Genomic DNA, 21,675 nt, shown 5'->3' on the forward strand with positions numbered 1-21,675 from the left:
CCGGATCAGGACGACGAGGCCGTGCGCGCGAGCCAGTCGTACGCGGACCGTGCCGTGAACTCCGCCTGACCGCCGCGCAGCAGCAGACTCGCCGTGGTGAACTCCGGGGCGTCGGCCTGCGCGGCGACGTACGGGATCGCGATGCAGCGCATCCCGGCCGCGTGTGCGGCGGCGGCACCCGGGGCCGCGTCCTCCAGGACCACGCAGTGCGCCGGGTCCACGCCCAGCCGGCGGGCCGCCTCCAGGAAGACGTGCGGGGCGGGCTTGCCGCGCTCGACCTCGTCGGCGGAGACGACGGTACGCAGGAAGGTGTCGAGTCCGGTGCCCCGGAGGATCGCTTCGATGGCCTGCGGTGACGAGCCCGAGGCCACGGCCGTCGGAACGCCCTCGGAGGCCAGCAGCTCCACGAACTTGCGCATCTCGGGGTAGACGGGGGTGTTCGCCCGGGCCAGTTCCAGATAGCGGCGGTTCTTGGCGGCGAACAGCTGCTCGACGGAGGCGTCCAGGCCGTACTCCCGCTTCCAGAGCCCGACCGTCTCCAGGGTGCTGATGCCGACGTACCGCTCGTGCTCGGTCCAGGTGAAGTCCGGTACGCCGTGCTCGGCGAGGATCTGGCGGCCGGCCTCGTAGTAGTTCGGCTCGCTGTCCACGAGCGTTCCGTCGAGATCGAAGATGACCGAGAGGGTGCCGAGCTTGCTCATGGTGTTCAGGATGTCAGGTGCGGACGGAGCGGCCGATCGACTCCACGAGCGCCAGTAGCCGCTGCGGCACCCGCTCGCGCAGCGCCACCTCCGTACGGGTGCGGACCACTCCCGGCAGGCTGATCACCTTCTGGATCACGTCCTCGAGATGCGCGTTGTCCCGCGCCACGACCCGCGTCAGCAGATCTCCGCCGCCCGCGATCGAGAAGGCCTCCACGATCTCCGGTACGGAGGCCAGTGCGTCGCCCACGTCGTCGAGCCGGCCCTGGGTGACCTCGATGTGCACGAAGGCCAGCACCGGGTGGCCGAGGGCCGCGGGGGAGAGGGTCGGACCCGTGCCGGTGATCACACCGTCGCGCTCCAGACGGTCCAGGCGGGCCTGGAGCGTGCCGCGGGCGACGCCGAGGACACGGGCGTACTCGCGCACGCTCGTGCGGGGCTGCTCCAGGAGCAGCCGCAGGATGCGGGTGTCGAGCTCGTCCACGGCCATGGTGCGCGGCCTCTCCTCGTCCGTGGTCCGTTGGCCCGCTGATGGACGGACAAGGACCGATTCCGCTGTACCAATGGCCCAGGATATCCGATGCCACTTGAGCCAGCAGCGGCGGCGATGCTGCAATGAGCCTGTCGATGGCGCTGCGGACCCCGCGGCGCCTTTTTCGTGCCGGGATTCGGGCCGGGACATGAGCAGGGGGCGGACAGCAGTGCTGAAGAGGGTGTTCATGGCCCCGGACCCGGGGCGCGTACGGCTGCGCTTCGCCGCGCGGGCCGTGCTCGGCATCGGGCTCGCGGTCGCCGTCTGCGGCCTCGCCGGACACTCCCTCGTCGGCGCGGTCACCGGCGGGCTCGCCGCGCTGCTCGCCCTGTTCACCGTCACCGACGCCACGGTCCGCGCGCAGGCGGTCACCACCGCGCTGCTGCCCGTCGTCGGACTTCCCGTGCTCGCCGCCGCGGCCGCGCTGCACGGCCGACCCGTCGCCCGCGACCTCACCTTCCTCGCCGTGATCGGCGCGGGCGTGTACGCGCGCCGCTGGGGTCCGCGCGGCCACAGCCTCGGCGTGTTCGCGTTCATGACCTTCTTCGTGGCGCAGTTCCTGCGAGCGACCCCGGACCGGCTGCCCGAGCTGTACACGGCCGTCCTGCTGTCCGTGCTGATCGCCGCCGCGGTGCGCTTCGGCGCGTGGTGCTACGAGCGCCGACTGCCGCCGGCCCCCGTGCCCGCACCGCCCGCCGGCACCGGCCTCGCCCGCGTGACCACCCGCCAGGCGGTCCAGGCGACCGCCGGCGCGGCCCTCGCGCTCGTCGTGGGCCAGCTGGTGTCCCCGGAGCGCTGGTACTGGGCCGTCGGCGCGACCTGGTGGGTCTTCGTCAACACCACCTCGCGCGGGGAGACCCTCGTCCGCGGCTTCCGGCGGGTCCTCGGCACGGTGATCGGCCTCGGCCTCGGCCTGCTCGTCGCCGTTCCGGTGGCGGGGTCTGCGGTGCCCTCGGCCGTACTCCTCGCCCTGTGCGTCTTCGGGATCTTCTACACGGCCGCGGTGTCGTACACGTGGATGATGCTCTGCGTCACCGTCCTCGCCGAGCTGCTCTACGGACTCCTGGGCCTGCTCACCCCCGGTCTGCTCGCCCTGCGCCTGGTGGAGACCGGTATCGGGGCGCTCGGCGCGATGCTCGCCGTGCTGTTCGTGCTGCCGGTCAGCACCCACACCACCACCGACGCCTGGATCCAGCGCGCCCTGCGCTGCGTCCACGCCTGCACCGCCGAGGCCGCCGCCCGTCTACGCGGCGTGCCGGGCGCCGACCCGGCCCCGCGCGTGGCCGAACTGGAGCAACTCCTCGGGCGGGTACGGCTGTCCGTCGCACCGCTGGTGCACCCGCTCAACCCGATGCTCGGCCGCAAGCGGCGCGCCCGCCGGGTGCTCGCCCTGCTCGACGACTGCGCCCGTGAGGTCCGCGGCCTGGTCGCCGTCGCCGCCGACGCCGAGGCCTCGCACGACGCCCGTCTCGCCGCCGCCTGCTGGCGGGTGGAGACCGCGGTGGAGGCGCTCACCGGGGGAAGGCGCGAGGACGTGGAGCGGGTGGACGGTCCGCCCGCCGCGGAGCCCGCGCTGGCCCATCTCCACGGTCTGGAACGGGCCCTCACCGAGCTGGCGACGCCCCTGCGGACACCGTCCGGGTCGCCCCTGGTCGGAGCCTGACCTCCCGTCGGCCCGTGCGGGAGCGGTTCGCGGGCGGTCGTCGCTTCCGTCGCGGGTTCATGAAAGTTGTGGAAAGTCGAGGGGGTCGTCCCCCATTTGGTCTAGACCGTTGATGATCCGCTGCTACGGTCGCCCCGAACGGCACAGGACCGAGAGGGGACAGCGGTGGCAGAACGGCAGCGGAGGGCCTTCATCGGGTCGTTCACGGCGGCCGGGGGCCCCGGCATCGTGACAGCCGCGGTGGACCCGGAGAGCGGCGCCCTGACGCCCCTGAGCAGCGTGGACCGCGTACCCGACCCCGCGTATCTGGCCCTGGCGCCCGACGGCGGCACGCTCTACGCGGTCAGCGAGACCGCCGACGGCGCGGTGGCCGCGTACCGGGTCACCGGCGACAAGCTCGAGCCGGCCGGCGCGCGGGTGCGGGTCGGCGGCGACGGGCCCACCCACCTGGGCCTGTACGACGGTCACGTCCTGACCGCCAACTACGGCTCCGGCAGCGTCACGGCCGTGCCCGTCCGCTCCGACGGCACCCTCGCGTCCGCTGCCTCCGGCGTGCTGCGGCACACCGGCTCGGGCCCGCACGCCCGCCGCCAGCAGGGCCCGCACCCCCACCACGTCCAGGCCGACCCCAGCGGGCGCTGGGCCGTCACCATCGACCTCGGCACGGACTCGGCGCGGGTGTGCGCGCTGACCGGCGGCAGCCCGGTCCTCCATCGCGAGATCGCCCTGCGCCCCGGCTCCGGCCCCCGCCACCTGGCCTTCCACCCGGACGGCAGGTACGCCTACGTGCTCAACGAACTCGCCCCGACCGTCACCGTCTGCCGCTGGAACGCCGCCGAGGGCCTTCTGGAGCCCCTCACGGAGGTCCAGGTGCTGCCGGAAGCCCCGGCCGGCGACGCCTACCCGTCGGGCATCGTCGCCGCACCCGACGGCCGGTTCGTCTGGACCGCCACCCGCGGTGAGGACGTCCTGTCCACGTTCGCCGTCGAGGGAGAGCGACTGCGGCTCATCGGGACCGTGCCCTGCGGGGGCCACTGGCCACGGGCGCTCGCCGAGTCCGACGGCTTCCTCTACGTCGCGAACGAACGCTCCGGCGACGTGACCTGGTTCGCGGTCGACCCGGACACGGGACTTCCGCGCCGGAGCGGCTCCACCGACCTGACCGCCGCGTCCTGCGTGGTCCTCGGCTGAGCCCCACCGGACTTCCCGGCAACGCCGAAGGGCCCGCTCCCGCGCCGGGAGGGGCCCTTCGGCATGTCTTACGGTGGTCAGGCGCGACGTCAGCGCGTCGGCGCGCCCTGTGGCTGCTGCGGCGCGATGCCCAGCGCCGTCGTGTACTTGGCCAGGGCCAGCTTGCCGATCGCCGGGTAGGGGCCGAGCGCCTCCGCGGCCGCACAGCCCGCCTCCTTGGCCGCCTCCCCGATCAGACCCGGGTCGATCTCCGGCCCTATCAGGTACGGCGCCAGCGCCAGGTTCTGCGAGCCGGAGCCGCGCAGCTGGTCGGCCACCGAGGCGATCGAGCCCTCCTGGTCGAGCGCGGCGGCCATCACCGGCACGGCGAGGCGCGCGGCGAGCAGCATGCCGGTGATCCCGGCCGCCTGCACTGCCTCGTCACCGCCCACGGAGGCCAGGATGATGCCGTCCGCGGCGGTCGCCACGGTGAACAGCCGGGCCCGGTCGGCACGGGCCAGACCGGCCTCCGACAGACGCACGTGCAGCGCCTCGGCGAGCAGCGGGTGCGGGCCGAGCACATCGGTCAGGTCGGCCGCGACACGGCTGTCCATGACGGCCTGGCGGACGACCCGCAGCAGCGCGCTGTCCGGGCCGGCCAGCAGCGGCACGACGACCGCGACGGGGCCCTCGGGCTCCTTGACGTCCACACCGGCGGCCCTGGCCTGCTCGTACCGTGCGGCGCGCTCCTGGGCGGTGTGCGTGAGCACCGACTGGAGCGTGGGGAACTCCGCGTCGTCCCCGTCGAGGTACCCGATCCGGGCGTCCAGGCCGGGGAGCTCGGAGCGGGCGATGCTCACGACCTCTTCGGCGAGGCTGCGCGTGGCGGCGCTGGGCGTTCCCGGCACCGCGAGAACAAGCGCGGGCGCGCCCTCGGGAGCCGCCAGCGGCTCGGGACGGCGGTGCCGTCCGGGCTGGCGGGGGCGCGGCATTCGTACTGGCAGGCCGGCGGGCCCAGTGGGGGAGCTCATGGCGCCGCATGTTACTGGCTTACTGGGCTTCCCTGTTCGGGGAGGGTGCAGGTGAGCGGTATCCGTCCGGTTTTGTCTGATGAGTTACGTACGGATCGGAAGCGGCGGCCGTGTCTGGATCAGTCGCTCGTTCCGGTCACGACGTACAGCATCGTTTTGTCACCCGGCAGAGTGAGCGCCCCCGTGGCGAGGTCGGTCGCGATCCGCACGGACCCGTGCAGCGGATCTCCGGCCGCCGGCACCCGCCGTGCGTGGGGCAGCCGTCTCGCCAATTCCTCCTCCAGGGGTACGAGAAGGGGGTCGCCGATCTTGAACAGGCCACCGGTGAGGGCGACATCGGGCGTTCCCCCGGCAGGGCAGACGGCGGCCGCGGACTCGGCCATGTGCCGGGCGGCGGTACGCAGGATGTCCGCGGCGACGGGGTCGTCCGGGGCGCAGGCGGCGACCTGGGGGACGAAGGAGGCGAGGACGGCCGGACGGTCCGGACGCGGATAGAGCAGCCCGGGCAGCCCGGGCATCGCCCCGAACAACTCCTCGGCCCGGGCCCGCAGTCCGGTCGAGCCCCCCGGCCGCCCGTCGTAGGCACGCAGCGCGGCCTCCAGGCCGGCCCGTCCGATCCAGGCGCCGCCGCCGCAGTCGCCGAGGAGATGGCCCCAGCCGTCCGCACGGCGCCAGCCCGTCAGATCCGTCCCGATGGCGATCAGACCGGTGCCGGCGGCGACAACGGCACCGGGTGCCGACCCGAGGGCGCCCGCGTAGGCGGTGACGGCGTCGGCGACGAGAGCGACCCGCCCGGCTCCGAACTCCCGCTCCAAGGCGTCCGGGAGCTCGGCACGCAGGGCATCGCCGAGGGTGCTGAGACCGGCGGCCCCGATGACGGCGGTGCGCAGCCGGGCGACACCCGCCTGTGCGGTCAACGTCCGCACCATCGGCACCAGTTGTTCCATCAGGTGTACGGGGTCGATGCCCCGCGCCCCGGTGCGCACCGGTTCCCGTGACTCCCGCTGCGCCAACGCCCCGCGCCGCACCGTTCCGACGACGGCCCGCAGCCCGGAGCCACCCGAGTCGACGGCGAGAAATCCGGAGTCGTCGACCGGGAGAGCCACGGGGGACGCCCCCGCCCCGGTCACGGCAGGCGCCAGTCCACCGGCTCTCCGCCCTGCCCGACCAGCAGGTCGTTGGCCCTGCTGAACGGGCGGGAGCCGAAGAAGCCGCGGTCGGCCGACATGGGGGAGGGGTGGGCGGACTCCACGGACGGGAGGTTGCCGAGGAGCGGGCGGAGATTGCGGGCGTCGCGGCCCCACAGGATGGACACCAGCGGCTTGCCGCGCGCGGCAAGCGCCCGTATCGCCTGTTCGGTGACCTCCTCCCAGCCCTTGCCGCGGTGCGCGGCCGGCTGGCGCGGGGCCGTGGTGAGCGCCCTGTTGAGAAGCAGCACGCCCTGCTGGGTCCATGGCGTCAGATCGCCGTTGGATGGCTGGGGCAGGCCCAGGTCCGTGTTCAGTTCCCGGTAGATGTTGATCAGGCTGCCGGGCAGCGGTCGCACCTCCGGGCCCACCGAGAAGCTCAGCCCGACCGCGTGTCCCGGCGTCGGATAGGGATCCTGTCCGACGATCAGGACGCGGACGTCGTCGAAGGGCTGCTGGAAGGCCCGTAGGACGTTCGGCCCGGCCGGGAGATAGGTGCGTCCCGCGGCGATCTCGGTCCGCAGGAAGTCGCCCATCTCGGCGATGCGTCCGGCGACGGGTTCGAGGGCCTTCGCCCAGCCCGGTTCGACGATTTCATGCAAGGGTCGTGGAGGCACGGCGTCACCCTACTGCCGTACGGACAGCGGTGATCAACCGGTGGCCAAAGCCCGGCCGTCCCCCCTCATGACTCATCCGACCACCGCGGCCCGCACGCACAGCACGTCCGGCAGATGCGACGCGAGCTGGCGCCAGCTGTCGCCGTCGTCGGCCGATGCGAACACCTCGCCGTTGCGGTTGCCGAAGTACACACCGGCCGGGTCCGCGTCGTCGGTGCACAGCGCGTCCCGCAGCACCGTGCCGTAGTGGTCCTCCTGCGGCAGTCCCGCCGAGAGCGGCTCCCAGCTCTTGCCCGCGTCCGCCGTGCGGAAGACCCGGCAGCGGTGGTCGGCCGGGACCCGGTCCGCGTCGGCGTTGATCGGGAACACATACGCCGTGTCCCCGCGGTGCGGATGCGCCGCCGCCGCGAAACCGAACGTGGACGGAAGCCCCTCGCCGATGTCCGTCCAGTGCGCGCCCGCGTCGTCGCTGCGGTACACACCCCAGTGGTTCTGCAGATACAGCCGGTCCGGGGTCGCCGCGTCCCGCGTGACCTTGTGCACGCACTGGCCGAACTCCGGGTCCGGATCGGGCAGGAACACCGCGGAGACACCGGAGTTGGAGGGGGCCCAGCTCGCCCCGCCGTCGGTGGTCCTGAACACCCCGGCCGTAGAGACGGCGACCGTCACGGCCCGCGGGTCCCTCTTGTCGGTCAGGACCGTGTGCAGCCCCTCACCGCCGCCGCCCGGCACCCACTTGGACCGCGTGGGGTGCTCCCACAGCGGGCGGACCAGTTCGAAGGTCTCGCCGCGGTCCTCGGAGCGGTACAGCGCGGCCGGTTCCGTGCCCGCGTACACCACGTCCGGCTCCGCGGCCGCCGGGTGCAGCTGCCAGACCCGCTCCAGCGAAGCCCCGGTGTCCTTGGGGAACTTGACGGCCGGCTGGGCCGGCTCGGTCCAGCTGCGCCCCAGGTCGTCGGAGTGGAACACGGACGGGCCCCAGTGCGCGCTGTCGCCGCCGGCCAGCAGCCGTGGTCGCTCGCCTCGGGTGTCGATCGCGACCGAGTACACGGCCTGTGCGTTGAAGTAGGGACTCTCGTCGAACTCCCAGGTCCCACCCCGCCTGCGCCCGATGAACAGACCCTTGCGGGTGCCCACGGCGAGCAGTACCTCGGTCATGCCGACCACCTCCATGACGTCGTTGTCCCGGATATCGGCCAGTCTGCACCCCGGCACTGACAGTCACCCCCGCAAACCGCTCCGCCGCAGGTCAGGGGCGAGTCAGAGCAGGGACGGCAACCGCTTGCGGGAAGCCGCGCGCCGCTGTGCGCACGTCGCGGCCGTGGGATGTGACGCGTGCGACGGCCGTGTCGGGGGCCGGTCCGTGAGCACCGGGGAGCCGTCCCCCGTATGGAAAGGCGGTCCGGCATGTTCGCGCGTTCAGGAGGAGGAAGCCTTCGATGGCGTTGCGTGGTTCGAAGGTGTGGTCATGGCGCTGGCGGCGCAATCCGCTCAAGCGCCGCGCCGACAAGGTGGAGGCCTGGATCGTGCTCGGGGTCTGGCTGCTCACCGCCCTCACCGGGGTGCTCGCCGGTATGGGCGCCACCCGCTCCGTCGAGCGCAGCCTGGCCCGCGAGCGCGTCGAGTGGCGGCAGGTCGAGGCACGGCTCGTGGAGGAGGCGCCCGGGACGTTCGCCGGGCAGACCGGGACGGCGAGCAGCGACCAGGTGTGGGCGAAGGTGCGCTGGGCGGCGACGGACGGCTCGTCCCACACCGGCCAGGTCCGCGTCCGCCCCGGCAGTCCCTCGGGCACCACGGTCGGCGTATGGACGGACCGGGAGGGCCGCCTGGTCACCCGCCCGACCACCGCCTCCCAGGCCGCCCTGCGCGCCTGGCTGATCGGCGGCCTGGTCGGTGCGAGCGCCGCCTTCGTGCCCTTCGTCGGCGGCCGCATGCTGCGTGGCCGACTGGAATGCCGCCGCATCGACCAGTGGGACACCGAGTGGGAGCGGTTCGGGCCGATGTGGAGCGGGCGGCGGGCCGAGGGCGGCTCGTGGTGAGGAGACCGCGCCTACGCGTCCCTCAACGCCTCCCGGCACACGTCCAGCAGGCGCTCGTCGGTGAAGACGTCGTGCATTCCGTATCCCTCGGGTGCCGTGTGCCGTCGCGGGGCGGCCAGTTCGGTCCGGAGCAGGTCATGCAGTGCTACTCCGTCCGGGCCCATGGCCGCGACGCACTCGGCGATGGGGACGCGGGTGTCCGCATTCCGGGCCCACGCGTCGCGCAGCACCGGCAGGGCAAGCTCCGTATCACCCGCGATCCGCCACAGCGCGCACGCCACCGACTTGCGCTCCCACGGGTGAGACGCCCCGACCCGCCGCCGCAGCCCGTCGACCGCGGGCCCGGCCACCGGTCCCATCCGGGCGAGTACGTCGGCCGCGGCCCAGAGCTGACCGGGGCCCTCACCCTCCAATGCCCGCAGGAGAACCGGCAGGACAAGCTCGGCGTCACCCTCGACAGCCCACAGTGAAGCCGCCGCCGCGACCGCGCTCTCGCTCTCCAACAGCCCCCGGACCACCGGTATCGCCTCGTACGCCGCAGCCCCGAACGCCCCGAGCGTCCGCAGCCCTTCTACCGCCAAGGCGTCCCTCGATCGGTGGTCCTCCGGCGTCCCGAGCAGCAACCGCAGCACCAGCGGCACGCTCTCCCGGTCGTCGAGTTCCCTCAGCGCCATCAGCAGCGGACCGGCACGGTCGTAGGCGTCCGACGCGTCGAGGGGGACGTTCGCGAGCCTTTCCCGCAGCGCGGGCGCGAGCGGGGCCGCGGCCTGCCCCAGGTGCCGGACGACCCGGCCCAGCTCGTCGGGCACGTCGGACCCCGCGAGCACCTCGCCCAGGACCGGCACCGCTCGCGGATCCCCGCACCTGGCCAAGGCCTTGAGCGGCCCGCCCAACCACGAAGGGCTGCGCTCGAAGGGCTGCACCCACAGATCGGGACGGCGCGTCACCAGCGCGGCAAGGTCATCGGCTGCGGGTGCGGCCAGTTCGAACAGGCCCTCCAGGACGGACGTCGCGGCCGCGAGCAACCGGCCGTCCTCGGTGCTCAGTTGGGTCCCGATCAGGGCGACGGGTCTGGTGTGGTCGCCGCGCCACTCGCCGATCAGGCCCATCGACATCCACACGGCGTTGCACCGGTCGGTCGGGTCAGGGCTGGTCAACTGTCCGTTGAGCAGGGCGATCCGGTCGCCCACCCGGTCGCCCAGCGCGGTGTGCAGGGTGCGCAGCAGCTGAGCTCCCTCCTCGTCCGAGGGGCGCAGCCGCCGCAGCCGGCCGACCAGCGTGTCCGTGTCCGGACGGTCGGGTTCGCCCGGCGCGACGGGCCGGTGCGCGGACCGCTCCCGGAGCAGCGCGACGACCGTGGGCACCAGGTCGGCCGGGAGCCGGTCGGGAGCGCAGCCCGCGAGCTGCCCGAGCGCGGCCAGCCGCAGCCCGGGGCCGAACGGCGGTGCGCTCTGGGCCTCCAGGAGGCGGACGGCCTCCGCCGCGTGCCCGGGGTGGTGGCGGGCGAGGAACCCGAGCCCCTCGGCCAGCGCGAGGAGCACCCGGTCGTCCCGCTCCACCCTGATCCGTTCCCGCAACAGGCCCAGCACAGGTGCCGGTTCGTCGAGGAATCGCACGACGGCGCCCGCGGCGGCCCCGCGCACCGCGGCGTCGGCGTCCCCGGTCAGCCGCTCGAAGACCTCGGCACCCGACCGCACGGCCGTCCTGGCCATGGCGTACGGGCCGTCCTCGGGCAGCTCGCCGTCCCCGCCGATGCTGACCAGGAGCTCCACGATCTCGGCCCGCTCCTGCACCTCCTCCCGCGCGGCGAGCGCGAAGAGGAACGGCACACAGGCGAGTGTCGAGTCGTACACGTCTCCCTGGTGGTGCACGGCCCCGTACATCCCGTCGAGCGCGATCTCCCGCTCGGCGGGGTCCGCGGAGGCCAGCCCTTTCAGCAGGCCGGGCACGTCCTTCGCGCTGCCGTACGCATGCCGCATCGAAGCCCAGTCGACCTCGTCGATCCCCGTGAACACGCTGTCCTCCCCCATGCGAAACGCCAACTGATCGGAGTCTGCACCACGGCACTGACAACGAAGCGGAATCGCGGGGTGACTGTCTGCCAACGGCCCTACGGTGGCCGGTCGTTGCCGTCCGGGTCAGTCTGCCCCGGGCAGCGCACGCCCCAGGATCGCGCCCAGGCCGACCGTGTCGGGAAGCGTGCCGAACGCGTGCCCCCAGTCACCGCCGAGGCGGGTCGCGCAGAAGGCGTCGGCGACCGGGGCCGGGGCGTGGCGGACCAGCAGGGAGGCCTGAAGGGTCAGCGCCATCTGTTCCACCAGCCGCCGGGCGCCGCTCTCGGACGCCGAGGCCAGCAGTCCCCGCAACCGGGCCACGGCCGCGTCCAGGCGGGCGTCCGCCCCCTGCGCCAGGGCGAGTTCGGCGAACAGGGCGTCCGCCGTGCCGGGCTCCTTCACCAACGCCCGCAGCACGTCGAGGGCGTTGACGTTCCCCGAGCCCTCCCAGATCGACAGCAGGGGAGCCTCGCGGTAGTGGCGGGGCATGCCCGAGTCCTCCACGTAGCCGTTGCCGCCCAGGCACTCCAGGGCTTCCGCGGTGAAGGCCGGACCCCGCTTGGTGACCCAGTACTTGCCCACGGCCGTCGCGATGCGCCGGAAGGCCTGCTCGCCCTCGTCGCCGCGCACCGCACGGTCGGCGGCCCCGGCCAGCCGCAGCGTGAGCGTCGTCGCGGCCTCGGACTCCAGGGCCAGATCCGCGAGCACGTTGCGCATCAGCGGCTGGTCGGCCAGCCGGGCACCGAACGCGGTCCGATGGCGTGCGTGGTGGCCCGCCTCGACGAGCGTCTTGCGCATCAGCGTCGCCGACATCATCACGCAGTCCAGACGCGTGCAGTTGACCATGTCGATGATCGTCTTGACGCCCCGCCCCTCGGGCCCGACCAGCCAGGCGACGGTCCCGTCGAACTCGGGCTCGGAGGAGGCGTTCGACCGGTTGCCCAGCTTGTCCTTGAGCCGCTGGATGCGGAACGTGTTCCGGCTGCCGTCGGGCAGGACGCGCGGCACCAGGAAGCACGACAACCCCTCCGGTGCCTGTGCCAGGACCAGGAAGACGTCGCACATCGGCGCCGACGTGAACCACTTGTGCCCGCGCAGCGTGTAGACCCCGGGCTCGGCGGTGGGGGTGGCCGTCGTGCTGTTCGTGCGGACGTCGGAGCCGCCCTGCTTCTCGGTCATCCCCATGCCCGCCAGCAGACCGCGCTTCTCGGTCGGCACCCGCAGGACCGGGTCGTACTCCCGGGCGGTCAGCAGCGGTTCGTAGACCTTCGCGAGCTCCGGCTGGTGCCGCAGGGCCGGGACGGCGGCGTATGTCATCGAGGTCGGACAGCCGTGCCCGGCGTCGGTGTGTCCCCACGCCAGCCCGCCCGCGGTACGGGCGACATGGGCGCCCGGCCGGTCGTCGGCCCAGGGCGCCCCGGCCTGTCCCTCGGTGACCGCGACCCGCATCAGGTGGTGCCAGCTCGGATGGAACTCGACCTCGTCGACCCGATGCCCGTACCGGTCGTGCGTGCGCAGCACGGGCTCGTGGCGGTTGGCGAGCTCGGCCCACTCCTGGGCCTCCGCGCTCCCGGCCAGCCTTCCGAGCCGCCGCACGTCCTCCTCGGCCCAGCCGGCACCCTCGCGGCGCAGCCCCTCCAGCAGGGCCATGTCCTCGGACGCGTCGTACGGAGCCAGGGGAGGGGGCTGATTGGTGACGTCGTGCGTCGCGCTCGTGGAGTCCATGGACCGAGTGTTGCACTATCGATGCGGCCGTAGCAATCATGCAATACGACATACAGTACGTGACCATGCGGACGAACATCACGGTGCGGCCCGACGAGCTGGAACTGCGCCCGCTCTCCGCGCGCTCGGTCGTGCTGAGCCTGCTGCTGGGGGTGCATCCGCCCGAACTGCCGGTGAAGGAGCTCGTGCGCCGCGTGGAGCCCTTCGGCGTCGGCGGCTCCACCGCGCGGGCCGCGCTCAGCCGGATGGTCGCGGCCGGTGACCTGCGGCGCACGGACACCGTGTACCGGCTCAGCGACCGGCTGCTGGAGCGTCAGCGGCGCCAGGACGACGCCGTGCATCCCCGCACGCGCGCGTGGGGCGGCGACTGGGAGATGCTCGTGATCACCGCGACGGGACGCGGCCCCGCCGAACGGGCCGACCTGCGCACCCGGCTGACCGCGCTACGGCTCGCCGAGCTCCGCGAGGGTGTCTGGCTGCGGCCCGCCAATCTGCGCCGCCCACTGCCGGACGACCTCGCGCAGGTGGCCGAGCGCTGTACCGCCCGCCCGGACCGCCCCGCGGGCGAACTGGCCGCCGCCCTCTGGCCACTCGACGCCTGGGCGGCCACCGGCCGGGCGCTGCTCGCCCACGCGGCCCGCGCGGATCGCCCCGCGGAGCTCTTCACCGCCTTCGCGGCGGTCGTACGGCACCTGCTCGCCGATCCCGTCCTGCCCGGCGAACTCCTGCCCGGCGGCTGGCCGGGCGAGGCCCTGCGTGCCGCGTACGCGAACTACCGGCGGGAGCTGGGCACATGATGCGGCGGCCGTGCGAAGCGCCGTGCGGGGACGCTTCGTACGGCCGCCTTCACCGTGGGGGGACTACTTGTAGGTGATGTCCGACGTCGAGTACTTGCAGTAGGTGCCGTCGGGGTTGGTGCCGTTGGTGGTCGGCTCCTTGCCCGAGTTGTTGCCGATGTACTTCTGGCACGGGATGATCTTCTTGCTGGTGTCCCCGACGATCGTGATGCCCCGCAGGGTCGCGCTGTCGCCGTAGTTGGTGTTGATGCCGACGAGCTTGCTGCCCTTGTAGGTCGCCTCGATGGTGTTGAGGTTGATCGTCCGCTTGTACTGCGTGGAGCAGTTGCCGCAGGAGCGGACGAAGGTGCCGAAGTTCTTCACGGCGAAGTTGGAGACGTTGAGCGTCCCGGCGCCGTTGAACTGGAACACCTTGTCGCTGGCTTCCTTCGCGCCGCCGCCGGAGATGGTGTAGACGTTCGACGACGAGGAGCCGCGGAACGTCGCCGCGTCCTCGCCGACGTCCTCCCACCAGACGTTCTGCAGCGTGCAGCTGCCCGAGCAGTGGATGCCGTCCGCTGCGGGGGCGCCGATGATGACGTTCTTCAGGACGGTGCCGGCCGCCAGCTCCAGGATCGGGCCCTGGTCCTCGTCCTGGTTGTCACTGCCCAGGGCGCCCGAGCCGTACAGGCGCTTCATCCCGTAGTCCTTGGTGCCCGACAGCTGGATGGTCGAGGAGACGGCCTGGCTGCCGTTCGCCGTCGGCCATGTCGCGGCGCTCGCCGTCGGCGCACCCAATGTCGTGATCATGACAGACGAGAGGCCGAGGGCGGCCAGCGCGCCGGTCGGTGCGCGCCTGCGGGTGCGCGGTAGTGCTGGTGAAGTCATGTCCCGATGCCTTCTTCCAGTTGGGGGGTTGTCAGAGCTTTCCGGCGCCCGCGCCGGACGTCACCGAGGCGGACTCCGCGGTGTAGCCGTAGGGCGGCGCGGTGAACGTGCCGACCCGGGAGATCTCGGTGGCGGCCCCGCCGAGATCGTTGCCGCACAGATTCGCGTAACCGTCCACGTCACTGCTGCGGTTCGTGGTCACAGCGACTCCCGTGTTGCGGAAGACGTTGTTCTCCACGAGCATCTGGGTGCCCATGTGCGAGGAGACGTTGCCGTTGTCGGAGCCGACGTCGACCTGACCGCTCAGCGATAGCAGACCGCCGCTGGTGACGGGTAAGTGAGGGCGAGTACGCATGTGGGGTGCGTCCCTTCGGGCGGACTTACTCGATCATGTACGTGAACGCCGTACGCCAATCTAAACAGGGATGTGCGGACATTGTGACCTTTAGAGCTTCTCGTTCAGCCCGTTGGTCACGCTGCTGAACGGAACGTAGGGGGCAAGCGCTTTCTAGTCAACGCTTTGCGCACAACGGATTGCGTCGGCAACAGGGTGCGTGGGAGCGCTTCCATGGCAGCCATGTGCATGTCACCATGCCTGTTACTCCCCTCAGCGATGCCCCCACGAGCCGCCATCACGAAGGGATCCACCGTGTCCGCCACTGCCGGCACCCTCGCGAGGAGACCGCTGCGCGCGGTCCTCGTCGCGCTCAACGCACTGCTGGTGGCGTTACTCGCCGCCGGCTTCCTCGCCGCCCCGCAGGCCTCCGCCCGCGAGGAGGCCGCCCCGACCGCGACGCTCACCGAGATCACGAACTTCGGTACGAACCCCAGCAATCTGCAGATGTACCTGTACGTCCCCGAGAGCGTCACCGAGAACCCGGCGATCGTGGTCGCGGTCCACTACTGCACCGGTTCCGGCCCGGCGATGTACTCGGGCACCGAGTACGCCTCGCTCGCCGACCAGTACGGGTTCATCGTCGTCTACCCGTCGGTCACCCGCTCCAGCAAGTGCTTCGACGTCGCCTCGCCCCAGGCGCTGCGGCGCGGCGGAGGCAGCGACCCGGTCGGCATCAAGTCCATGGTCGACTGGACCGTCGACGCGTACGACGCCGACACCAGCCGGATCTTCGCCACCGGTATCTCCTCCGGCGCGATGATGACCAACGTCCTGCTCGGCGACTACCCCGACGTGTTCGCCGCGGGTGCCGCCTTCTCGGGCGTGCCGTTCGGCTGCTTCGCCACCACCGACGGCTCCGAGTGGAACAGCGCCTGTGCCCAGGGCACCGTGACCCGCACCGCACAGGAGTGGGGCGACATCGCCCGCGCCGCCTACCCCGGTTACACAGGACCCCGGCCGCGCATGCAGGTGTGGCACGGCACCGAGGACGACGTGCTGCGCTACCCCAACTTCGGCGAGGAGATCAAGCAGTGGACGAACGTCCGCGGCGTCAGCCAGACTCCCGCGGCCACGGACACACCCCAGTCCGGCTGGACCCGCACCCGCTACGGCGGCACCGGTGACCAGGCCCCGGTGGAGGCCATCAGCCTCCAGGGCGTCGGCCACAACCTGTACGCCTGGGGCATGGCGGCCCGAGTCCTCACGTTCTTCGGTCTCGACAGCGACGGCCCCGCACCCCAGCCCCCGGCCGGGCCCTGCAAGGTGAGCGTGACCACCAACGCCTGGAGCACCGGGCTGACCGCCTCGGTGACGATCACCAACACCGGCACGAGCACGCTCAGCGGCTGGCAGCTCGGCTTCACCCTGCCCACCGGCCAGACCATCACCAACGGCTGGAACGCCACCTACGCGCCGGGCTCCGGCGCGGTGACGGCGACGAACGCCTCGTACAACGCCACGCTCGCCCCGAACGCGAGCGTCAGCATCGGCTACCAGGCGACGCACACCGGCAACAGCGCGGCGCCGGGCGCGTTCACCCTCAACGGAACGGCCTGCACGACCGGTTGACGTCCCCAGGGCGGCCGGAGCTCTCCGGCCGCCTTCCGGCGGTTCAGTACGGCAGCAGGCGCCCCGAAGGTGTCCTGCGGTCGATCTTCTCGTCCCGGGGTGCCGCGGGTCGGCGGCTGACGCGGATGCGGGTCTGGCGGCTCATGGCGCCCTCCTGACGTTCGATGCCGCCAGCCTTGTCGCCGGGAGCCCCCGGCGCATCGTGCCTCTGGAGACACCGACCCCGATCTTCCGGGAGTACACGCCGGGGGCGCCGTACTCCGGAGGGAGGACCACGGGGAGGGGTCCACACGTTCAACGCCCAGGTGGTGCCCCGCCGCCCCGCGTGAGGCTCAGACCGACCGGTGGTACTGGTCCGGCACCCGCACGTCCCCGCCCAGCTCCCGCGCCGCGTGCCGCGCCCACGACGGGTCGCGCAGCAGCTCACGGCCCAGCAGTACCGCGTCCGCCTCGCCGTTGACCAGGATCTTCTCGGCCTGCTCGGGCTCGGTGATCATGCCGACCGCGGCCACCGGCAGCGAGGTCTCCGCCTTCACCCGGGCGGCGAAGGGGACCTGGTAGCCGGGGCCGGTCGGGATGCGGACGCCGGAGGCGTTGCCGCCGGTGGAGACGTCGAGGAGGTCGATGCCATGGGCCTGGAGGTCGGCGGCGAAGCGGACCGTGTCGTCCGCCGTCCAGCCGCCCTCCTCCAGCCAGTCGGTCGCCGAGATACGGAAGAACAGCGGCTTGTCGTCCGGCCACACCTCCCGTACGGCGTCCACGACCTCGAGGGCGAAGCGGGTGCGGTTCTCGTACGAGCCGCCGTAGGCGTCCGTGCGGTGATTCGAGTGCGGGGAGAGGAAGTTGCTGATCAGATAGCCGTGGGCGCCGTGGATCTCGGCGACTTCGAACCCCGCGGCGAGAGCGCGACGGGCCGCGTCGGCGAACCGGCCGACGACCTCCTGGATCTGAGCGTCCGTCAACTCGGTCGGCACCGCGTGCCGTTCGTCGAAGGCGAGCGGGCTCGGCGCCAGCGGCTGCCATCCGTACCCGTCCGTGCCGAGCGGCGCGCCGCCCTTCCACGGCCGGTCCGTGGCCGCCTTGCGGCCGGCGTGTGCGAGCTGGATGCCCGGCACCGTGCCCTGGGACACCAGGAAGCGGGTGATCCGGCGGAACGCCTCGACCTGGGTGTCGTTCCAGATCCCCAGGTCGTACGGGGAGATCCGGCCCTCGGGGCTCACCCCTGTCGCCTCGACGATGATCAGGCCCGTGCCGCCCGCCGCGCGCGCCGCGTAGTGCGCGAAGTGCCAGTCGCCGGGCGCCCCGGTCTCCGGGCCCTCGGGGGCCGCGGAGTACTGGCACATCGGCGGCATCCACACCCGGTTGGGGATCGTCAGATCGCGCAGGGTGTAGGGCTCGAAGAGGGCACTCACGGCGGGCTCCAATCGTCACGGGACCGAGGGGTCGACTCGTACGATAGGCATCGTAGTACGTAGAGTGTCAAACTACGAGAGGCCTCGTACAATGGGCTCCCCGAAGAGTCTGGAGCCACCGTGACCTCTCCCGCCGTCAGCAGCCGCGATCTTCCGCACCCGGCGCGCGAGGAGATCCGGCTGGAGCCGGTCCTGCACGCGCTCTCCGACCCGATGCGGCTCCGGATCGTGCGAGAGCTCGCCGCCGTGGGCGACGAGCTCACCTGTTCGCAGTTCGAGCTGCCGGTCACCAAGTCCACGACCACGCACCACTTCCGCGTGCTGCGCGAGGCCGGGGTGATCCGGCAGATCTACCGGGGCACCGCCAAGATGAACGGACTGCGCAAGAGCGACCTAGACGACCTCTTCCCGGGACTTCTCGACAGTCTCCTCGGTGCCGCCTCCCGCCAGGACGGCCGCCTCGGGAGCGACTGAACCGGCCTTCGAGGGAAGGTGGTTGAACAGCAGGTTCAGCACGATCGCCGTCAGGCAGCCCGCGCTGATGCCGCTGTTCATCACTGTCTGGAACCAGTCCGGGAACTTCTCGTAGACCGTCGGCACCCCGACCGGCAGCATGCCGACGGCGACCGAGACGGCCACCACCGTCAGGTTGTTGTTCCCCTTGAAGTCGACCTGGGTCAGCGTCCTCAGCCCGCTCGCCGCGACCGTCCCGAACATCACCAGACCCGCACCGCCGAGCACCGGTGCCGGTATGGCCGCCACGACCGCGCCCAGCTTGGGCAGCAGGCCGAGCAGGACGAGGATGCCGCCCGCCGCGGCGACCACCCAGCGGCTGCGGACCCGGGTCATGCCGACGAGACCGACGTTCTGCGCGTACGCGGTGTACGGGAAGGTGTTGAAGACGCCGCCGAGGACGGTGGACAGGCCGTCGGCGCGCAGGCCGTCCGCGAGGGAGCGCGGCTCGACCTTGCGGTCCGTCATCTCCCCGACCGCGATCAGGTCACCGGTCGTCTCGGTCATCGTCACCAGCGCCACGACCAGCATCGAGACGATCGCCGAGAACTCGAAGGTGGGCGCACCGAAGTGGAACGGCGTGCTGACGCCGAGCCAGTCCGCGTCCCCGACCCCGTCGAAGTCCGTGAACCCGAACGGAACGGCGACCGCGAGCCCGACCACGATGCCGGTCAGGACGGCGATCCGGCTCAGGAAGGCCGGCGCGAACCGCTGCACACCCACCACGACGAGCAGGACGAACGCGGCGAGCCCGAGGTTCTTCGGCTCCCCGAAGTCGGCCGCACCGACACCGCCCGCGGCCCAGTTGCCCGCGACCGGGAGCAGGGACAGCCCGATGATCAGGATCACGGTGCCCGTGACCAGCGGCGGGAAGAAGCGCAGCAGCTTCCCGAACACCGGCGCCAGCAGCATGATCGCGAGTCCCGCGACGATCACCGAGCCGTAGATCGCGGGCAGTCCGCCGCCGGTGGTGCCGATCAGCACCATGGGCGACACGGCGGCGAACGTACAGCCCTGCATGATCGGCAGACGCACGCCGAAGCGCCAGAACCCGATGCACTGGATGAGCGTCGCTATTCCGCACACCAGGAGGTCGGCGGTGATGAGGTACGCGAGGTCGGCGGCCGACAGTTTCATCGCACTGCCGACGATCAGGGGGACGGCCACGGCTCCGGCGTACATCGCGAGGACGTGCTGGAGGCCGAAGGCGGCCAACTGGCGTACGGGTGGGACTTCGTCGACGGGATGTACGGGAGCGGTTGTCGTCATGAGCGAGACCGTAGGCTCCTTGAACAGTTTGTTGATTTCCGAGCTGTTGCCGCTGTGTGTCATGCCCACCCGGGCACATTCCACTCTGCTACGAGGTGCTCCTCCGCGCCGCGGCCAGCAGCGATTCCCAGTCCGGCAGCTTGACCACGCTCCGCCCGAGCGTGGTCCCCAGCTCCGCCTCCGCCCGTTCGATGGCGCACCACCCCGTCCACTCGACGGGCTCGATCCCGTCCGCCCTCAGCGCCGCCATTGGATCACCGGGCAGCTCCCTGCGCAGGAGAGCGGCGGCATCCTCCAGCAACGACGTCACCGTCTCCTTCGCACAGGGGCGATTCGTGCCGATGACTCCCGTCGGGCCCCGCTTGATCCAGCCGGCCACGTACTCGCCCGGCGCGACGGCCCCCTCGCGCAGCACCCGCCCGCCGAGGTGCGGCACCGTACAGGTCGCGGGGTCGAACGGCAGCCCCTCCAGCGGCACCCCGCGATAACCCACCGACCGCAGCACCAGCTGCGCCGCGATGTCCTCGTACCGGCCCGTCCCCGTCACCCCGCCCCGTCCGTCGGGCACCGTCCGTTCGAAGCGCACCGCGGCCACCCGTCCTCCCCCACGCTCGGCTTCGCTCGAGCGGGAGGTGCCCCCACCGGCGAGGATTTCGACGGGACGCAGGAAGAAGCGCATACGGATCCGGCGCGCCGCGGACCGCCCGGGAGCGGTGGCCCAGCCGCGCAGCACCTCCACATTGCGGCGCGCTGCGGCGGGCAGCGCGGAGGGGTCGAGGTACGCCGGGTCCAGCGCCAACTCCTGCGGATCCACCGTCACTTCCGTGTCCGGCAGCGCGCCCAGCTCGCGCAGCTCCTTGGTGGTGAATCGAGCCTGGGAGGGGCCTCGGCGACCCACCATGTGAACCTCGGTCACCCGGCTCGCCGCCAGCGCGGAGAGCGCCGCCTGCGGCATGTCCGTGGGGCTCAGCTCCGCGGCGCCCCGGGCCAGCATCCGCGCCACGTCGACCGCGACGTTCCCCACGCCGATGACCACGGCCGAGCGGGCGTCGCGGACGAATCCGTCGTCCACGGCGTCCGGATGGGCGCTGTACCAGCCCAGGAACTCGGTCGCCGACCAGCTGCCCGGCAGGTCCTCGCCGGGCACGCCCAGATGCCGGTCGGTGGCGGCCCCCACGCAGTACACGACCGCGTGGTACAGCTCCCGCAGCCGGGCGGCGGGCACCCCGTCCTCGCCCACCCGCACCCCGCCGAGGAAGCGCACCCGCTCGTGCTCCAGGACCGTGCGCAGATTGCTCTGGAGGGACTTGATCTTCTCGTGGTCCGGCGCCACCCCGTAGCGCACCAGGCCGTACGGGCACGGCAGCCGGTCCAGTACGTCGACGCGGACCGAGGGATCCAGCTGGACCAGGCTCTGAGCGGTGTAGCACCCGCTCGGCCCGGAGCCGACAACGGCGACACGAAGCACGGCGGTACTCCTTACCCGAGGGATCAGAGGAGATCGCTGATGTCTCCAGCATCGCACCGTCGCAGCTGCGCTGACAGGGTGCTGTACGGGTCCGTGGACGCGTGTCCGTTGGTATGGAAAGTGATCATGCGGTTACTTTGCGTGTGTGCCAGAAGCATCGTTTCTTAATCTTTCTGATCGTTGCCCGACGGACGGTGCGGTGTCCGTGTGGCCCGCGTGGGAAGTGCGGGAGGGCGAGGGCGTGACAGCCTGGTTCCACGTCCGGCTGGCGTTCACCGACGGTGCCCGGGTCGACGCGCTCGCCGTCGTGGCCGAGGGGCAGGTCTCGGTGGAGGACGTCCGGGCCCAGCCGGCCCTCTCGCTGGACGACCTCGCGGTGTTCGCCGACTGGATCGAGGGCCCGCTCTTCGAGGCGTGCGGTGCCGGACCGGCGGAAGGGGGCGACGAGCCGGCCGGTTCGCGGCGCGCCCGGCCGGCCTGGCCGCGCGGCGTGGAGGGCCGCCTGCTGCTCGCCCAGGAGTACCGGGCGGCCCAGGAGGACGGCGTCGACCCGGTGCTCGCGGTGATGTGCGCGACCGGGCACAGCCGCCGCAAGTCGCTCCGGCTGATCGCGCAGGCGCGCGACGCCGGGTACCTGACGCCACGTCACGCCCGGCGCTGAGTG

The 21,675-nt window shown here is 72.3% G+C and carries 19 protein-coding genes and 1 pseudogene; 7 read left to right on the forward strand and 13 right to left on the reverse strand.

The window, feature by feature from the left end; genetic code table 11:
* Positions 1–5 precede the first annotated feature (5 nt).
* Both QF037_RS40315 and QF037_RS40320 read right to left on the reverse strand, forming a co-directional pair.
* Positions 6–701 (reverse strand): HAD family hydrolase, encoded by a 696-nt coding sequence (locus QF037_RS40315; protein WP_307034000.1) that lies wholly within the window; start codon positions 699–701, stop codon positions 6–8.
* A gap of 13 nt (positions 702–714) precedes the next feature.
* Positions 715–1,191 (reverse strand): Lrp/AsnC family transcriptional regulator, encoded by a 477-nt coding sequence (locus tag QF037_RS40320; RefSeq protein ID WP_307034002.1) that lies wholly within the window; start codon positions 1,189–1,191, stop codon positions 715–717.
* Between the two features lie 211 nt (positions 1,192–1,402).
* Between QF037_RS40320 and QF037_RS40325 the strand changes: the two genes are divergently transcribed.
* Entirely contained in the window at positions 1,403–2,896 is a 1,494-nt protein-coding gene (locus QF037_RS40325) for an FUSC family protein (protein ID WP_307034004.1), read from the forward strand.
* 165 nt (positions 2,897–3,061) lie between these two features.
* Positions 3,062–4,087: a lactonase family protein gene (locus QF037_RS40330; protein WP_307034006.1), complete on the forward strand. Its 1,026-nt coding sequence runs from the start codon at positions 3,062–3,064 to the stop codon at positions 4,085–4,087.
* Positions 4,088–4,176: 89 nt separating this feature from the next.
* On the opposite strand, the gene QF037_RS40335 is transcribed toward QF037_RS40330, so the two are convergent.
* From QF037_RS40335 to QF037_RS40350, 4 genes are all read right to left on the reverse strand, one after another.
* Positions 4,177–5,097: a sirohydrochlorin chelatase gene (locus tag QF037_RS40335; protein WP_307034008.1), complete on the reverse strand. Its 921-nt coding sequence runs from the start codon at positions 5,095–5,097 to the stop codon at positions 4,177–4,179.
* Between the two features lie 119 nt (positions 5,098–5,216).
* The gene (locus QF037_RS40340; RefSeq protein ID WP_307034010.1) at positions 5,217–6,203 is read right to left on the reverse strand and encodes an N-acetylglucosamine kinase; all 987 of its coding nucleotides are present in this window, start codon (positions 6,201–6,203) and stop codon (positions 5,217–5,219) included.
* A 20-nt stretch (positions 6,204–6,223) separates the two neighbouring features.
* Positions 6,224–6,901, reverse strand: coding sequence for a uracil-DNA glycosylase (locus QF037_RS40345; RefSeq protein WP_307034012.1), 678 nt, complete (start codon positions 6,899–6,901; stop codon positions 6,224–6,226).
* A gap of 72 nt (positions 6,902–6,973) precedes the next feature.
* Positions 6,974–8,059 carry a WD40/YVTN/BNR-like repeat-containing protein gene (locus tag QF037_RS40350; RefSeq protein WP_307034014.1) on the reverse strand — a complete coding sequence of 362 codons (1,086 nt, stop codon included), beginning with the start codon at positions 8,057–8,059 and terminating at the stop codon, positions 6,974–6,976.
* A gap of 281 nt (positions 8,060–8,340) precedes the next feature.
* Between QF037_RS40350 and QF037_RS40355 the strand changes: the two genes are divergently transcribed.
* Positions 8,341–8,940, forward strand: a complete 600-nt coding sequence (locus tag QF037_RS40355) for an Rv1733c family protein (RefSeq protein ID WP_307034016.1) — start codon at positions 8,341–8,343, stop codon at positions 8,938–8,940.
* Positions 8,941–8,951: 11 nt separating this feature from the next.
* Here the strand turns inward: QF037_RS40355 and QF037_RS40360 are convergent, their stop codons facing one another.
* Together QF037_RS40360 and QF037_RS40365 are read right to left on the reverse strand one after the other, a co-directional pair.
* On the reverse strand, positions 8,952–10,955 hold the full coding sequence (locus tag QF037_RS40360; RefSeq protein ID WP_307034018.1) for a HEAT repeat domain-containing protein: 2,004 nt from the start codon (positions 10,953–10,955) through the stop codon (positions 8,952–8,954).
* Positions 10,956–11,078: 123 nt separating this feature from the next.
* Positions 11,079–12,719 carry a DNA alkylation response protein gene (locus tag QF037_RS40365; RefSeq protein WP_307034020.1) on the reverse strand — a complete coding sequence of 547 codons (1,641 nt, stop codon included), beginning with the start codon at positions 12,717–12,719 and terminating at the stop codon, positions 11,079–11,081.
* Between the two features lie 65 nt (positions 12,720–12,784).
* Between QF037_RS40365 and QF037_RS40370 the strand changes: the two genes are divergently transcribed.
* A complete protein-coding gene (locus tag QF037_RS40370) occupies positions 12,785–13,516 on the forward strand; it encodes a PaaX family transcriptional regulator C-terminal domain-containing protein (RefSeq protein WP_307034022.1) in 732 nt (243 codons plus the stop codon).
* Between the two features lie 63 nt (positions 13,517–13,579).
* On the opposite strand, the gene QF037_RS40375 is transcribed toward QF037_RS40370, so the two are convergent.
* Together QF037_RS40375 and QF037_RS40380 are read right to left on the reverse strand one after the other, a co-directional pair.
* Entirely contained in the window at positions 13,580–14,383 is an 804-nt protein-coding gene (locus QF037_RS40375; RefSeq protein ID WP_307034024.1) for a pectate lyase, read from the reverse strand.
* A gap of 31 nt (positions 14,384–14,414) precedes the next feature.
* Positions 14,415–14,651, reverse strand: a pseudogene (locus tag QF037_RS40380) (pectate lyase); the annotation flags it as partial.
* A 345-nt stretch (positions 14,652–14,996) separates the two neighbouring features.
* Between QF037_RS40380 and QF037_RS40385 the strand changes: the two are divergent.
* A complete protein-coding gene (locus QF037_RS40385; protein WP_373463874.1) occupies positions 14,997–16,349 on the forward strand; it encodes an extracellular catalytic domain type 1 short-chain-length polyhydroxyalkanoate depolymerase in 1,353 nt (450 codons plus the stop codon).
* Positions 16,350–16,681: 332 nt separating this feature from the next.
* Here QF037_RS40385 and QF037_RS40390 read toward each other — a convergent pair whose 3' ends face one another.
* Positions 16,682–17,761, reverse strand: a complete 1,080-nt coding sequence (locus tag QF037_RS40390; RefSeq protein ID WP_307034028.1) for an NADH:flavin oxidoreductase/NADH oxidase — start codon at positions 17,759–17,761, stop codon at positions 16,682–16,684.
* Between the two features lie 120 nt (positions 17,762–17,881).
* On the opposite strand from QF037_RS40390, the gene QF037_RS40395 reads away from it, so the two are divergent.
* The gene (locus tag QF037_RS40395) at positions 17,882–18,235 is read left to right on the forward strand and encodes an ArsR/SmtB family transcription factor (RefSeq protein ID WP_307034030.1); all 354 of its coding nucleotides are present in this window, start codon (positions 17,882–17,884) and stop codon (positions 18,233–18,235) included.
* Here QF037_RS40395 and QF037_RS40400 read toward each other — a convergent pair.
* Positions 18,155–19,543, reverse strand: a complete 1,389-nt coding sequence (locus QF037_RS40400) for a nucleobase:cation symporter-2 family protein (protein WP_307034032.1) — start codon at positions 19,541–19,543, stop codon at positions 18,155–18,157. The two genes, QF037_RS40395 and QF037_RS40400, sit on opposite strands and share 81 nt — an antisense overlap.
* 88 nt (positions 19,544–19,631) lie before the next feature.
* Complete coding sequence (locus QF037_RS40405) at positions 19,632–21,011, reverse strand: FAD-dependent oxidoreductase (RefSeq protein ID WP_307034034.1); 1,380 nt, start codon at positions 21,009–21,011, stop codon at positions 19,632–19,634.
* Between the two features lie 199 nt (positions 21,012–21,210).
* Here QF037_RS40405 and QF037_RS40410 point away from each other — a divergent pair, with 199 nt between their 5' ends.
* Positions 21,211–21,672 carry a DUF6214 family protein gene (locus QF037_RS40410; protein ID WP_307034036.1) on the forward strand — a complete coding sequence of 154 codons (462 nt, stop codon included), beginning with the start codon at positions 21,211–21,213 and terminating at the stop codon, positions 21,670–21,672.
* Positions 21,673–21,675 lie beyond the last annotated feature (3 nt).

This window comes from Streptomyces canus (assembly GCF_030815415.1).
GTDB lineage: Bacteria > Actinomycetota > Actinomycetes > Streptomycetales > Streptomycetaceae > Streptomyces > Streptomyces canus_F.

What these genes read in the sequence shown, in the direction of transcription:
- QF037_RS40385 (WP_373463874.1), top strand. Translation starts at nt 14,997, where the DNA reads ATGCCCCCACGAGCCGCCATCACGAAGGGATCCACCGTGTCCGCCACT.
- QF037_RS40320 (WP_307034002.1), bottom strand. Translation starts at nt 1,191, where the DNA reads ATGGCCGTGGACGAGCTCGACACCCGCATCCTGCGGCTGCTCCTGGAG.
- QF037_RS40355 (WP_307034016.1), top strand. Translation starts at nt 8,341, where the DNA reads ATGGCGTTGCGTGGTTCGAAGGTGTGGTCATGGCGCTGGCGGCGCAAT.
- QF037_RS40370 (WP_307034022.1), top strand. Translation starts at nt 12,785, where the DNA reads ATGCGGACGAACATCACGGTGCGGCCCGACGAGCTGGAACTGCGCCCG.
- QF037_RS40365 (WP_307034020.1), bottom strand. Translation starts at nt 12,719, where the DNA reads ATGGACTCCACGAGCGCGACGCACGACGTCACCAATCAGCCCCCTCCC.
- QF037_RS40350 (WP_307034014.1), bottom strand. Translation starts at nt 8,059, where the DNA reads ATGACCGAGGTACTGCTCGCCGTGGGCACCCGCAAGGGTCTGTTCATC.
- QF037_RS40400 (WP_307034032.1), bottom strand. Translation starts at nt 19,543, where the DNA reads ATGACGACAACCGCTCCCGTACATCCCGTCGACGAAGTCCCACCCGTA.
- QF037_RS40335 (WP_307034008.1), bottom strand. Translation starts at nt 5,097, where the DNA reads ATGAGCTCCCCCACTGGGCCCGCCGGCCTGCCAGTACGAATGCCGCGC.
- QF037_RS40375 (WP_307034024.1), bottom strand. Translation starts at nt 14,383, where the DNA reads ATGACTTCACCAGCACTACCGCGCACCCGCAGGCGCGCACCGACCGGC.
- QF037_RS40315 (WP_307034000.1), bottom strand. Translation starts at nt 701, where the DNA reads ATGAGCAAGCTCGGCACCCTCTCGGTCATCTTCGATCTCGACGGAACG.